This is a genomic window from Candidatus Eisenbacteria bacterium (assembly GCA_016235265.1).
In the GTDB taxonomy this organism is placed as follows: domain Bacteria; phylum Eisenbacteria; class RBG-16-71-46; order RBG-16-71-46; family JACRLI01; genus JACRLI01.
The window spans coordinates 37,746-50,220 of record JACRLI010000009.1 but is presented as its reverse complement, the minus strand read 5'-3'; the positions used below and the strand labels follow the sequence as shown (position 1 = coordinate 50,220).

Genomic DNA, 12,475 nt, shown 5'->3' with positions numbered 1-12,475 from the left:
ACCGGGGGTTCCCTCGCGTTTGGCTATCTGAAGGCGTAGCAGACTGCCTGTGGCAGGGAGTCGGCGAATAAGGTGGGCTTCGTGTCTGCCTGGTGCGTGTTCACGAAGTGGCTCATATTCGCTCCCATGCCCTTTCCCCAGAGTTGGGCCCTCAGGTAGCCGATGAGGCGGTTGGTGGTGGTGCGGTCCCCGGGCATGACTCTGCGCCATTTGGGCAGGGGGATCGTGGGCAGATCGAGTGACTTCTCGCGCGTTCCTGCCAGCAGCATGAAGGCGTAGGCCGCCACGAGCAGGGACGGCACGTTCTCCACCGAGGCTCTGGTGCGGACCTGCGCTTCCCCCACTCCCAGGAGTGTCTTTTCGTCCCGGAAGTTCACTTCGATCTCCCAGCGCCACAGGTAGGCTTGCAGCAACTGTTCGAGTGAGAGGTGCGGGTCGGTGCACAGGAGGTAGGCGGGACTACGGTAGAGCAGGTGGGCTCCCTTGCGTGGCCGGTAGGCCAGGGGACGGATGATGACCAGACGTGCGTCTTTCCCGCCCGTGCCCGCCCACCGCACAGCAGGCAAGGTCTTGACCGAGAACAGGTGGAGCTGGCCGGCAGCCCACGCCTGGACCGGGATCCATTGGGTGCTCTCGTCCAGGCGGATCTCTTCGGGTGTGGGCAGTGCGGCACCGTAGTAGCTGCGGCGGCCGCGACGAGGCGTGCAGGGTTGGGATGGGGGAAGGAACAGCCGGGCATCCTTGCGGATGCGTCCGATCAGGGTGGTCCGCTCGGGCAGGCTCCGGAAGACCTCGCGGTTGGTGAAGGAACCGTCCACGGCCGCGATCAGGGAACGCCCGGCATGCTCGGGATCAGCGTCCATGGCTGCGCGCAGGTGGCGCAGGCGGGCCACGCTGACCGAGCTCAGCTTCATCGACTGCTGCAGCTGGTGGTACGCGTCCCAGTCCGACTCGGAAGATCTCTTGCGGGGCTTGCGCGGCGAGGGGCTGTGGACCAGATCGATCGGCACTCCCCGGGCCCGACACAGCGCCGTGCTCTCGGGCAAGGCGGCGGAGATCTGCAGGAACCGTTGCCCCCAGACGAAGTTGGGTCGGAACGCCAGGCCCAGGGGATCCCTCTTCCAGCCTGTGCCATGAACGCGCCGCCCACGTTTGCGCACCAGGGTGTCGTCCATCGAAACGACCAAGGGAAGCCCTTCAGCCAGGCGCGCTCCCACGGCGCGCCGGGCCGGAGTGAACAGCGCGTCGGCATCGAAGCGTTCCTGCTCGAAGAGGCGGTAGCTTGCCGACCAGTCCCGGCCCTGTTGTGCGCAGGTGGTGAGAAGTCCGGTGATGGTGCGGCGTCCCAATCCCACCAGCGCACTCAGGGCCAGTGTGCGGGCCCGCTGCCAGGTGCGCTCCTGGCGGAAGGCGGGTCGGGCCTGCTCCCAGAGAGCGTCGAACGCCTCGATCATGCCCGGCGCGGTTTTTTTTTGAGCGCCGAGGGCGGGACCCTCTGCCGACGCACCACCAGTTGCGACTTGTCCTCGATGATCCACTCGACAACTTCACCCCGCTCGAACTCCATGGCCTGAGCCACGGCGGAGGGAAAGTTGACGTACCACTGCTCGCTCTCCTTGCGCTTGATGAGCTGGACTTTGGTTGGGTAGCCCATGGGATCCTCCTTGGTAGACTAGTGATATCACTAGACACCAAAACCCAACCAGCGTCAACGGAAATCCTCTCCGGACCAAGCTTCTATCTAGTTAGGGCCAAACGCGAGGGAACCCCCGGCCCATGGGACCGGGGGTTCCGCATTTTCAGGCACGTCCGCTCATTTGTACTTGAACAGCGCCGCGTACAGGATCAGCAGGATCAGCGAGATGCCCACGCCCAGCGCCGTGAACCCGAAGACCCGCCACAGGTGCATCATGCGCGGCGACGGCGCCTCGACGAGGTGCTCCTCGAGCTTGCCGGTCTTCACCAGGTGCTCGTACTCGCGCGGCCGGTCAATCTTGAACTCCTCGAGCGGGATCCGGCCGGTGAAGATGACCGGGTCCATCGGGAATTTCTCGGGCCGGAAGTGGGTGTTGAAGAAGTGGATGGTGAAGATGAAGCCCACTGCCAGCAACGCCTCGTCGCTGTGGATGATGGTGGCCACGTTCAGCAGCCAGCCCGGGACGAACAGAGTGAAGAACTCCGGGAACCACAGCAGCAGCCCGGTGAGGCCGATCACGGTCACGCCCCAGAACACGGCGAAGTAGTCCACCTTCTCCCAGTAGGTCCAGCGACCGTACTGGGGCCGCGGGCCCTTCCCCAGGAACCACATCACCGAGCCGACCACTTCCTTCCAGTCGGTCAGGTTCGGGATCATGCTGTTGATCCCCAGGAGCAGGTTCTTCAGGCCGCCGGCTTCCTTGCGCTTGCGCGTCAGCAGGTCCCACAGGTGCAGGGCGAAGTAGGCGAAAGTGACGATGGCGCCCAGGCGGTGGATCATCCCGGCCGACTCGAACCCGCCGAACAGCCGCGCCAGTACGTGGGCCCAGCCGGTGTAGGAGAACTTCAGCGTCATGCCGGTCAGCGCCAGGCTGAAGAAGCTCACGATCACCATGAGGTGCAGCTTGTTGTAGAACGGCGTGAACCGCCGCACGTACTGCTCCGGCGCGCCGCCGTGGGCCTCCTCGGCCTGCTTCAGAGCCGCCGCGATCTGCCGGCGGTACTGCAGCGAGCGCGGCAGCCACGCCAGCGTGTGCAGCCCGGCCACCGTGAATGTGCCCAGCAGCAGGCTGGTCATGCCCCAGAAGGTGTAGAACAGGAACGGGTACTTGTTGGGATCGTGGTGCGTGGCGTGCGTCAGGTAGCCCGCGAATCGCCGGTTGGAGCCGGGGTGGCACTGGGCGCAGGTCTTCACGATGTTGTTGCGGTGCAGGTGCGACTTCGGGTTCCACACCGGCAGGATGTCGTGCGCCCCGTGACAGTCGTAGCACTTGGCGGTCTTGGTGTAGCCCAGCTTGGTGACCTTGCCGTGGTAGGTGTCGAAGTAGCGCCTGGCGATTTCCTTGTGGCAGTTGCCGCACTGGGTCATGATCGTGAGTTGGAAGTTCTCCCGGTCGGAGCGCTGGATGCCGTGCGCCGTGTGGCAGTCCTGGCAGGTCGGGAGCTTCAGCTTCGTCTTCGTCACGGACGGCGAGTGCACGCTGTTCACGAACAGGTCGTAGATCCCGCGGTGGCACTGGGAGCACGTGGTGGCCACGTTGGCGGGGTTCACCGTGGACCGGGGATCCGTCACCGGCCTCTCTCCGTGCGCGGTGTGGCAGTTGGCACACGTCGCGGTCACCGTCAGCCCGCTCTCCAGCAGACCCTTGCCGTGGATGGACTCGGTGTAGTGCTCCACGATGCTTCGCTCGGTGCCCTTGTAGCGAAGTGAAGCTTTCTGCCCCACCCGGTGGCACCGCCCGCACAGCGCGGGAATGTTGCGCGGGTAGGTCGGCGATTCCGACTGCAGCCGCCCCTTGATGCCGTGCGTGCCGTGACAGTCCTTGCACACCGGCGCGTCGGGGCTCTGCCTCGCGGCCAGCTCGCCGTGCTTGCTGCCCCGGTACTCCTCCACCACCTGGGCGTGGCACACCGAGCAATCCACCCTGCCCTGCATGGTGCTGCACGGCCGCACCAGCGAGGGGGAGCCGCCGGTGTGGCACTGCACGCAGGCCACCTTGGCGTGGCGTGAGGTGCCCAGGGAGTCGGCGCTGACCTGCAACTGGTGGGCCGGGATGCCGGTCCTGGACTGGAGATCCGCCCGGGAATGGCAGCTCATGCAATCGCGGTCGGACATGCCCTGGGTGTAGAACACCTTGCGGATCTTGTGCGGCGGGTGGCAGTCCACGCACGCCGGCACCATGTGCGGCTGCTTCTCCCACAGCTCGCCGCGGATCACCTTCCGGTGCACCCGCTCGATCTGGGCGTGGCACTTCTCGCAGGTGCCGGCGATGCGTCCCTTGGAGATCGAGGAGCGCGGGTCGGTGTGCGGCAGCACGTCGTGCGAGGTGTGGCAGCTGGTGCACACCGCGGTGACGATCAGTCCCTTGCGGAACAGGCCCTGGCCGTGGATGGACTCGGAGTAGTTCTCGAGGATGCTGTCCTGCGGGATGGCGTGGGTGAGCTGGACCGGGGAGCCCTCGTGGTGGCAGCGGCCGCACAGCAGGGGCACGTTCATCACCCCCACCGGCGATCCGGGATCGCCCTTGCGCTTCACCCCGTGGGTACCGTGGCAGCTCTTGCAGGTGGGCGCCAGGGCGTCCCCGCGCCGGCTGGCCTGGCCGTGGAGGCTGCGCTCGTCCTGGGTGCGCGCGTCCGCGTGGCACGAGCCGCAGGCCACCGGCTTGAGCTTCTCGGGGTGGGGGAACTCCGCCCCCTTCAGGTCCGCGTGGCAGTCCACGCAGCCCACGGCGGCGTGCGCCGAGCCGTGCAGGGCCGGGTCCACCCGGGGCGCGTTGCCGTCCTTGCGCGGGCCGGGCGCCCCGACCTCGTGACACTCCAGGCAGGCCTCCGCCCCCGCGAACTTCGCCGGCGGGGGCGCGGCCGCCGCGGCGGCCAGGCCGAGCGCGGCCAGCGCCAGGAACGCCGCCAGCACGCGCCCCACCCTCCGGGACCTGCCCCGTCCCGCCCCGTGGATCCTCTCGGCCTCCCTCGCGGCCCTTCCCGACATCCACTGCCTCCCTGTCTGCCCGCGTCTCCCCTAGCCCGGGGGCAGAGCCTGCTGGTCGAGGCGCCGGATCGGCAGGATGCGCACCAGCACCGTGAGGATGACGAAGGGCAGGATCAGCAGCACCAGCGCCGTGAGCAGGCCCTCCAGCCCCGTGATCTCCATCTTGTACGTCATCAGCCCGCGCAGGCTCTTCGAGAAGAGTTGCCCGCCGATCACCACGTTCCAGCGGGTGCTGAAGATGCCCAGCTGGATCAGGATCACGGAGATGAAGTACAGCAGCTTGCGCATGTCGTCGTTGAACCGGCGCAACTCCACCACCACCAGGATGGCCAGGGGCACCAGCATGCCCATCAGCACCTGCAGGATGACCAGGTTCTGGAACAGCCGCAGCGCAATCAGCTGGCCCAGGATCTGGATCGACTCCTCGCTCTCGTACAGGCGGTGGATGAAGTCGAGGAACTCCAGCGAGAAGTCCACGATCACCGCGTAGAACAGGAAGGTGACGATCTTGTCCAGGCATTTCATGTCGATGGTCTCGTTGCGCGTCGCGGTGATGATCATGTACAACAGCACCACCATCGCGATCCCCGAGACGATGGCCGACATCAGGAACACGATCGGCATCAGCACCGAGCTCCACCACGGGTTGGCCTTGATGGACCCGAAGATGAAGCCCACGTATCCGTGGAGAAGAAACGCGGAGGGGATGCCGATGATGGTGATGAACCGGATGGCCTTGCGATCGAACGCCAGCGCGGCCTCGCTGATGTCGCTGGAGAACAGCGACAACAGACGGTACACGAACCGCAGCACCCCCTTCGTTTCGCGCGCGAGCACCACCAGGTCGCGGCGGAACTCGAACCACACCTCCAGGAGCAGCACGCCCATCAGGTACCAGGCGTACACGAACCCGAACATGGCCATGGCCGAGGTGAGATTGGGGGTTAGGAAGATCTCGAAGGACCTCATGGGCCACGCCAGGTGCAGCAGCAGCGGGAAGGGCGCGATGAGCAGGAAGGACAGCGCGGTGAGCAGGCTCAGCCGGTAGGTCGGCTGCAGCTCCTTCACGTTGAACACCTTCACCAGCGACGCCAGGATGAACGCCCCGGCCACCAGCCCGGTGAGGTACGGGTACACCACGATCAGAATGGACCAGTTGATCTCGATCTCGTTGGGGTAGATGTAACCCGACACCCGCCCCATGATCTCGCGGAACATCTCCATGGAATACGGGTTCATCGGACCTCTCCGTCAAGCTGGGCGTAGTAGACCTTCGGCACCGTGTTCAGCGCCGGCTTCAGCACCGAGATGTGGTTCATGCGCTCGAACCGCACCAGCCGGCTGGCCTTGCTCTTCAGGTCCCCGAACACGCGCGCCTGCGTGGGGCACACCTCCACGCACGCCGGGACCAGGCCCTTCACCAGCCGGTGGTAGCAGAAGGTGCACTTGTCGGCGGTGCGGGTCAGGGGGTTCAGGTAGCGCGCCCCGTACGGGCAGGCCTGGATGCAGTAGCGGCAGCCGATGCAGCGCTCCTTGTCCACCAGCACCACGCCGTCCTCGGTCGGAAACGTGGCCCCCACCGGGCACACCTGCGTGCAGGGCGGGTGGGCGCACTGGTTGCAGAGCTTGGGCACGAAGAAGGTGCGCACCACGTCCTGGTCGGCCTCCGGCGTGGCCTCCTTCCCCTGCTGGGTGCTGATGCACTCCACCGAGGCCTCGCCGTCGTGGCGGATCTTGTAGCGCTCCACCCAGGTGCGGAAGTGGAACATGTCCCTGGGGACATCGTTCTCGGCCTTGCAGGCCTCCACGCACCGGTTGCAGCCGATGCACTTGTCAATCTCGACGCCCATGCCGTACCAGTGGTCGCCGGGCTTGTAGTCCCCCAGCCCGGTGTCGGCTTCGCCCGCGGCCGCGTTCTTTGCCTGCGCCGCGGCCAGCGCCTGCTGGGCGGCGGTCGACAGCAGGCCGCAGGCGGGCAGGAACAGCACCGCCCCCTTCAGAAAGCGTCGACGGTCCATTAGTGAGCCTCCGGGAGGTGCGGGTAGTGGCACTGCCAGCACAGGTAGCTGCCGCCGTGCGTGGCCATGTCGATCTTGGGTGCGCTGGATTCGCCGGCGGCCTGCCCGTGGCACCGACCGCAGAAGTCCCTCGCCTGCGGGATGCTGGGCAACGCGCTGCGCGGGTTCTTCTTGTGCTCCTCGCTCACCGTGTGGCACACCGTGCACTCGAGGAGCGCGTGGCTGGACTGCGCCTTGGTGCGGGCGATCTGCCCGTGGCAGGCGGAGCACTGCTCGGGCGTCTGCGGCGGCACCGGGGCGTGCGGGTTGTGGCAGCTCACGCACGGCTTGAGCGGGTTGTGCGAGGTCGGGTTGATCTGCGGGAAGCCCGTGGGTCGCGATGGATCGTACGCGTGGCACACCGGGCAGAACTTGCGGTCGCGCGGGGCCTCCGGCTTCACCGAGCTGGGGTCCTCCGCGTGCGCGGCGGAGGGGCCGTGGCAGGTCTCGCAACCCAGGTTCTTGTGGTTGCCCACCGCCTTGGCGTCGAACTGCTCCTGGTGGCACTCGCGACAGGCCTGTGCGCCGGCGTAGTGGACGGCCCTGGCGGCCTCGCGCTTGACCGTGGAACTGCGATGCAGGGCGGTCGAGAAGTAGCTCTGCGGGATGATGAAGAACCGCAGGGCGACCGCCCCCACGAGGACGACCGCAACGACCACGGCGATCCGGGACACCTGCTCCGGGACTCTCACTCGCTTTCTCCGTTCGACAGGGTTACTTCCGCGGCCTTGGAGGGCCCATCGTCGTGAAGCGTGCGGGAAGAAGGTAGGGACACGCCCTCCCCGCTGTCAACGAACGACTTCGCGCCTGCTACCGGCCCCGGGTCGGACACCCGGCGTGCCGCGCGCATCCTGGACAATCGTGTTCCGTCGGGGGCAGGCCCGCGGCGCACCGCGGGCACACCTGCACGAAGGGGCTCCCGACCGGCAGCCCGCAGCGCGTGCAGGACCTGCCCACGCACGTCGCTTCCGGGCGGCTCCCCGCCGCGACTTCGGAGACCCGGGGGCCGCTGATGGATCCGGGTGCATCGGCCCCGCGAGTTCCTCCGGGCCCTTCCGGCCCCCCGAAGCGTCGGGGCGGTGCTGCCCCCGGCGGCCGCTCCGGCGTCGCGCATGATGGATTCATTGCAAACCTCAGGCCAACACCTGGGCCACCACCCCGCCCACGGCGAAGGCGGCCACCCAGGTGCCCAGCCAGATGATCGTGCCCTCGCGCCAGCCGCGCTCCTTCATCATCACCATCAGCGAGGCGATGCATGGCACGAACAGCGTGAGTGTCACCAGCGCCACCGCCACCTGCATGGGGCGCAGGTCCATGTGGTACAGCCCCGCGGCGCCGAAGTCGCGCCGCACCACTCCCATCACGAACGCGGTGGCCGCGTCCGGCGGCAGCCTGAGCCAGTGCACCGTGATCGGCTCCAGCGCCCGGGTGAGCAGGGCGAGTGCTCCGGTGACCTGCGCCACGCTCAACGCCAGCGCGCCCAGCAGGAACCACCCCGACGCCTCCTTCATGAACTGGTAGGTGCGCAGCGCGCTCTTGCGGGCCACGTTTCGGGGGCGCGGCAGGCGCATCGGCGGCAGGTCCAGCAGCAGCGGCGTCGGCTCGCCCTTGAGCATCCGGTTGAGCAGGGTCCCCAGCAGCACCAGGACGGCGAAGATCACGCCGCAGTACACCACCATGGGCCGGAAGCCGGCCGCGGCCAGCAGCGCGGCGATCACCGCCAGTTGCGCCGAGCAGGGTATGGCGAACTGGAGGATGGCCGTGGCGATGGTCTGTTCGCGCCGCGTGGTCAGGATGCGCGTGGTGATGGTGGCGGTGGTGACGCAGCCGAACCCCAGGATCAGCGGGATGACCGCGCTGCCGTTGAGGCCCAGCCCGGTGAGCAGGCGGTCCACCATGGTGGCCAGCCGCGGCAGGTAGCCGCTGTCCTCCAGCAGCGAGAGCGCCACGTGAAACGCGGCTACCAGCGGCAGGAGCAGGAACACCAGGTACGTGGTGGTCATGGTCACCACGCCGAACTCCCCCACCAGCAGGCGCGCCAACCAGGTTTCCGGCGGCAGCGCCTGGTACACCAGGCCGCGCACCCACGGCTCCCACAGCGCCCTGCCGATCTGCAGCTCGGTGTAATGGACCAGTTTCTGCGCCACCAGCAGCCCCACGAACAGGTACGCGACATACAGCGTGAGGAGCAGGATCGGGATCCCGGTGAGCGGGTGGATGGACAGTCTCGCGGCCAGCTCGGCGATCCGGCTGTGCGCGGTGGGGTCGTGCACCACCTCGTTCACCACTTCGTTCACCCGGTTGCGCCGCCCGATGTAGAGGCTCTCCTGGCGGGTGCCGGGCGGCAGGCCGTGCCGCGCCGCCACCACCGGGTCGCCTTCCAGCACCAGCAGCGCCTCCCCCTGCGACCCCACCCGGTCCAGCATGGAGTGGAGCGCCGAGTGCAGCTCCGTCACCTGGGCGCCCTCCCGCGCGGCCGCGATGGCCTCGTCCAGCCGCTCGAATCCCTCGCGCCGCGCCGCGATCACCGGGAGCACCTGCACTCCCAGCCTCTCCGCCAGGCGCGTCACATTGATGTCGATCCGGTGCCGGCGCACCTCGTCCATGAAGTTCAGCAGCACCACCACGCGCTTGCCCATGTCGAGCAGCTGGTGGGTGAGAAACAGGTCGCGCTCGAGGTGGGTGGCGTCCACCACGTTCAGCACCACGTCCGCGGCCAGCACGATGTCGCGGGCCACGCGCTCCTCCTCGTTGTACGAGGAGACCCCGTAGATACCGGGGGTGTCGTAGACATCGAATTGCCGGTAGGCGGCGCGGGTGATCTCGACGGTGGTGCCCGGGAAGTTGGACACATCCATGTACAGGCCGCTGAGCTCGTTGAACACCATGGACTTGCCGACGTTCGGATTGCCCACGAGCACCAGCTTCGGGCGGCCGCCGTCGCGCTGCAGGAATGCGAGCTCCGGGTGGGGATGCGGCTCGAAGTGCGTCGGCGTGTCCGGCGACGCGGTCGGCTCCATGCTCAGCGGGCCGCGTCGTCCGCGGCAACCACCAGGATCTGCCGGGCAAGCTGGTGCCCGATGGCGATCTGCTGGCGGTTCTTCTGCAGGACCACGGTGCCGCCCGGGAGCCGCTCCAGGCAGCGCACCTGCTCCCCCTCGTGGATCCCGAGGCGGATGAATCGGGCGCGGAAGTCGCCTTCCGGCAGATAGTGGATCCGCACGCTCTGGCCCGAGTTGAGCCGGTCGAGCGGGATGGAGTTTCGTTTGCTGGTCATGGAATGTCCCGGGGCGAGGTCGCGATCCGAATCAAGGAAGACAACGACGCACTGCCCGTGGAGGCGTCCCCGGCCCAGTCAGGCGACCGCCCGGCACGAGTGCGCCGGGCGCGGCCAGTTCGGCCGACCCACCGGGTCGCGGCCCGTCCGCCCCCGTCACCACCACCCGCGTCCACACCGACGCCCACCACGGACTGCGCGTCCCACCGCCACCACTTCCACCCTTCACGCAGTGTGCTATGAGCAAGGACCAAGCCACGGTGTCGGACTTCGCGGTGACCGCGCCCAGGGGGCACTCCACCTGCCCGGCGGGCTCCCACGCGCGACCGGGAGCCCTCGATCGCGCCGAAAGTCGGTAGCCTTTCGTCTACCGCGCGTTCACGTGACCGGAAACAATGGCAGTCAACGTGACAACTAGTCAGGCTGAATCCCCCTTCGGGCACCCAGCCAGGACCGAGTATCCGATTCCAGCCGCCCACCGCGAGGCTGCTCCTTGGCACCGGGATTGCTTTGCCCCTATGATGGCCAACGTTTGATTCCGCCGCGACACCGACTTCCGAAATGGATAGGAGCAACCCGATGCCTGCGTCCACGACTCGCCCGTGGTGGAAGAACCTGCTTTCCGTCCTCGGCATGCAGTTCCCAGCCGAAGGTCCGCGGAAGGTCCACCTCACGCCCCGCTTCTTCGTGGTCGTGGGCGTGCTCGGCGCCGTCGTGGTGCTCGGCAACCTGGTGCACTACTCGGAGAGCCCCTCGTTCTGCCACTCCTGCCACATCATGGAGCCCTATTACCAGGCGTGGAAGGTCTCCAAGCACAACAAGGTGGCGTGCGTGGAATGCCACTACCCGCCCAGCGGGCCGCGCACCCACCTGTGGCACAAGTTCCAGGCGCTCTCGCAGGTGGTGAAGTACGTCACGCGCACGTATTCGTCGAAGCCCTATGCCGAGGTGGACGACGCCGCGTGCATGCGCTCGGGATGCCACTCCAGCCGCCTGCTTCAGGGCCGGCTGATCACCAAGCAGGGAATCAACTTCGACCACCGGCCGCACCTGACCGAGCGGCGCCGCGGCCGCGCGCTGCGCTGCGTGTCGTGCCACTCCCAGGTGATGGTGGGCAAGCACATCGAGGTGACCTACGACACCTGCATCCTGTGCCACTTCCAGGGCAAGGCGCAGGGGCGCTCCATCGAGCCCATCGGCGGGTGCATCGGCTGCCACAACCTGCCGGCGCGGGACTTCAAGCTGGGCAACATGACCTACAACCACCGCGACTTCGTGGTGAAGCGCGGCATCGGGTGCACCGACTGTCACAGCGAGATCCTGGGCGGCACCGGCAAGGTGGAGCAGGACCGCTGCTTCACGTGCCACAACCAGCCGGAGAAGATCGCCAAGTTCAACGACATCCCGTTCGTGCATGACAACCACGTGACCCGGCACCACGTGGCCTGCTTCCACTGCCACGAGCCCCTGCGGCACGGGGCGGGTGCGGGAGGCGGCTCGGAGGCGCAGGTCCTGGGCAGCCCCGCCGAGATGGCCAAGGCGGGCCCGGACGGGGCCGCGACCGCGAATAGGGCCGCCGCCGATTCGGTGATGGTGCCGGGCAGCGGCCATCCCCCGCTGTCCTTCGATTGCGCCACCTGCCACGAGAACAAGCACGCCGGCACGCGCGAGATGTACACCGGCGAGGTGGCCGGCCTGGGCCTGCCCCGCATCCCCAGCCCCATGTACGTCGCCAACGTGGACTGCATCGCCTGTCACACGGTGAAGGGCGGCGACCCACGCGAGGTCCAGTTCCGCGGGCGCAACTGGCGCGCCTCGCACGAGGCGTGCGTGAAGTGCCACGGCGCGAAGTACCGCGGCGTCTGGGAGGAGACCAAGACGGAGTTCCAGCAGGGGCTTGGCCAGCTGGAGAAGAAGCTCGCGGCGGCGCGCGCCGCCCTGGCCCGGGCCACCGTGCCCACCACCGATCGGGACCGCCTGGCGCGCCGGCTCGGGCGCGCCGACCAGTGGACCGAATTCGTGCGCTTCTCGCGGGGCGAGCACAACGTGTACCTGGCATCCCTGGCGATGCGCAAGGCGGACCAGGAACTCTCCACCATCGGCGAGGCGCTGAAATCCGAGCTCCCGGACATTTCGGCCTCCCCGCTGATCTCCGGCGGCTACTGCGCCACGCTCTGCCACGGCAAGCTCGGAGTGAAGGTGCCGCCGCTGACGGTGAACGCGTTCGGGAAGAAGATGCCGCACCAGTCGCACACGGAGCAGATGGGGTGCGTGAAGTGCCATGACATCGGGGGACACAAGAGCGTGCCGCTGCGCCGCGACGTGAAGGCGGTTTGCGCCGAGTGTCACGCGCCGTCGTAGGCGATCGCTCCCAGGTCGCGGCGCGGTGCGACCAACCTCCCCGGCAACGGCAGGCAGCCTCGGACCGGGGGACAGACCGATGACCGGAAGGCCCCC

Annotated in this window: 9 protein-coding genes; 1 reads left to right on the top strand and 8 read right to left on the bottom strand. The window is 67.8% G+C overall.

The genetic code is table 11. The annotated features are described in order from the left end of the window. Positions 1–23 precede the first annotated feature (23 nt). The 8 genes from HZB25_04920 to HZB25_04885 form a co-directional block, all read right to left on the bottom strand. Positions 24–1,454, bottom strand: a complete 1,431-nt coding sequence (locus HZB25_04920; GenBank protein ID MBI5836567.1) for a transposase — start codon at positions 1,452–1,454, stop codon at positions 24–26. Continuing rightward, positions 1,451–1,654 carry a hypothetical protein gene (locus tag HZB25_04915; GenBank protein ID MBI5836566.1) on the bottom strand — a complete coding sequence of 68 codons (204 nt, stop codon included), beginning with the start codon at positions 1,652–1,654 and terminating at the stop codon, positions 1,451–1,453. Before HZB25_04915 ends, HZB25_04920 begins: the two co-directional genes overlap by 4 nt. A gap of 159 nt (positions 1,655–1,813) precedes the next feature. Then, the gene (locus tag HZB25_04910; GenBank protein MBI5836565.1) at positions 1,814–4,684 is read right to left on the bottom strand and encodes a hypothetical protein; all 2,871 of its coding nucleotides are present in this window, start codon (positions 4,682–4,684) and stop codon (positions 1,814–1,816) included. 30 nt (positions 4,685–4,714) lie between these two features. After that, positions 4,715–5,908, bottom strand: a complete 1,194-nt coding sequence (gene nrfD / locus HZB25_04905; protein ID MBI5836564.1) for a polysulfide reductase NrfD — start codon at positions 5,906–5,908, stop codon at positions 4,715–4,717. An 11-nt stretch (positions 5,909–5,919) separates the two neighbouring features. After that, positions 5,920–6,702 (bottom strand): 4Fe-4S dicluster domain-containing protein, encoded by a 783-nt coding sequence (locus HZB25_04900; protein MBI5836563.1) that lies wholly within the window; start codon positions 6,700–6,702, stop codon positions 5,920–5,922. Continuing rightward, positions 6,702–7,433, bottom strand: a complete 732-nt coding sequence (locus HZB25_04895) for a hypothetical protein (GenBank protein ID MBI5836562.1) — start codon at positions 7,431–7,433, stop codon at positions 6,702–6,704. Before HZB25_04895 ends, HZB25_04900 begins: the two co-directional genes overlap by 1 nt. A 441-nt stretch (positions 7,434–7,874) precedes the next feature. Continuing rightward, positions 7,875–9,761, bottom strand: a complete 1,887-nt coding sequence (gene feoB, locus HZB25_04890) for a ferrous iron transport protein B (protein MBI5836561.1) — start codon at positions 9,759–9,761, stop codon at positions 7,875–7,877. Positions 9,762–9,763: 2 nt separating this feature from the next. After that, positions 9,764–10,018, bottom strand: coding sequence for a ferrous iron transport protein A (locus tag HZB25_04885; GenBank protein ID MBI5836560.1), 255 nt, complete (start codon positions 10,016–10,018; stop codon positions 9,764–9,766). Between the two features lie 579 nt (positions 10,019–10,597). On the opposite strand from HZB25_04885, the gene HZB25_04880 reads away from it, so the two are divergent. Continuing rightward, positions 10,598–12,379 (top strand): cytochrome c3 family protein, encoded by a 1,782-nt coding sequence (locus HZB25_04880; GenBank protein MBI5836559.1) that lies wholly within the window; start codon positions 10,598–10,600, stop codon positions 12,377–12,379. The last annotated feature ends 96 nt before the right edge of the window (positions 12,380–12,475 follow it).

Bases quoted from the DNA above. Each gene is read 5' to 3' on its own strand.
- HZB25_04920 (MBI5836567.1), bottom strand. From the start codon at position 1,454: ATGATCGAGGCGTTCGACGCTCTCTGGGAGCAGGCCCGACCCGCCTTC.
- HZB25_04915 (MBI5836566.1), bottom strand. From the start codon at position 1,654: ATGGGCTACCCAACCAAAGTCCAGCTCATCAAGCGCAAGGAGAGCGAG.
- HZB25_04910 (MBI5836565.1), bottom strand. From the start codon at position 4,684: ATGTCGGGAAGGGCCGCGAGGGAGGCCGAGAGGATCCACGGGGCGGGA.
- nrfD (MBI5836564.1), bottom strand. From the start codon at position 5,908: ATGGAGATGTTCCGCGAGATCATGGGGCGGGTGTCGGGTTACATCTAC.
- HZB25_04900 (MBI5836563.1), bottom strand. From the start codon at position 6,702: ATGGACCGTCGACGCTTTCTGAAGGGGGCGGTGCTGTTCCTGCCCGCC.
- feoB (MBI5836561.1), bottom strand. From the start codon at position 9,761: ATGGAGCCGACCGCGTCGCCGGACACGCCGACGCACTTCGAGCCGCAT.
- HZB25_04885 (MBI5836560.1), bottom strand. From the start codon at position 10,018: ATGACCAGCAAACGAAACTCCATCCCGCTCGACCGGCTCAACTCGGGC.
- HZB25_04880 (MBI5836559.1), top strand. From the start codon at position 10,598: ATGCCTGCGTCCACGACTCGCCCGTGGTGGAAGAACCTGCTTTCCGTC.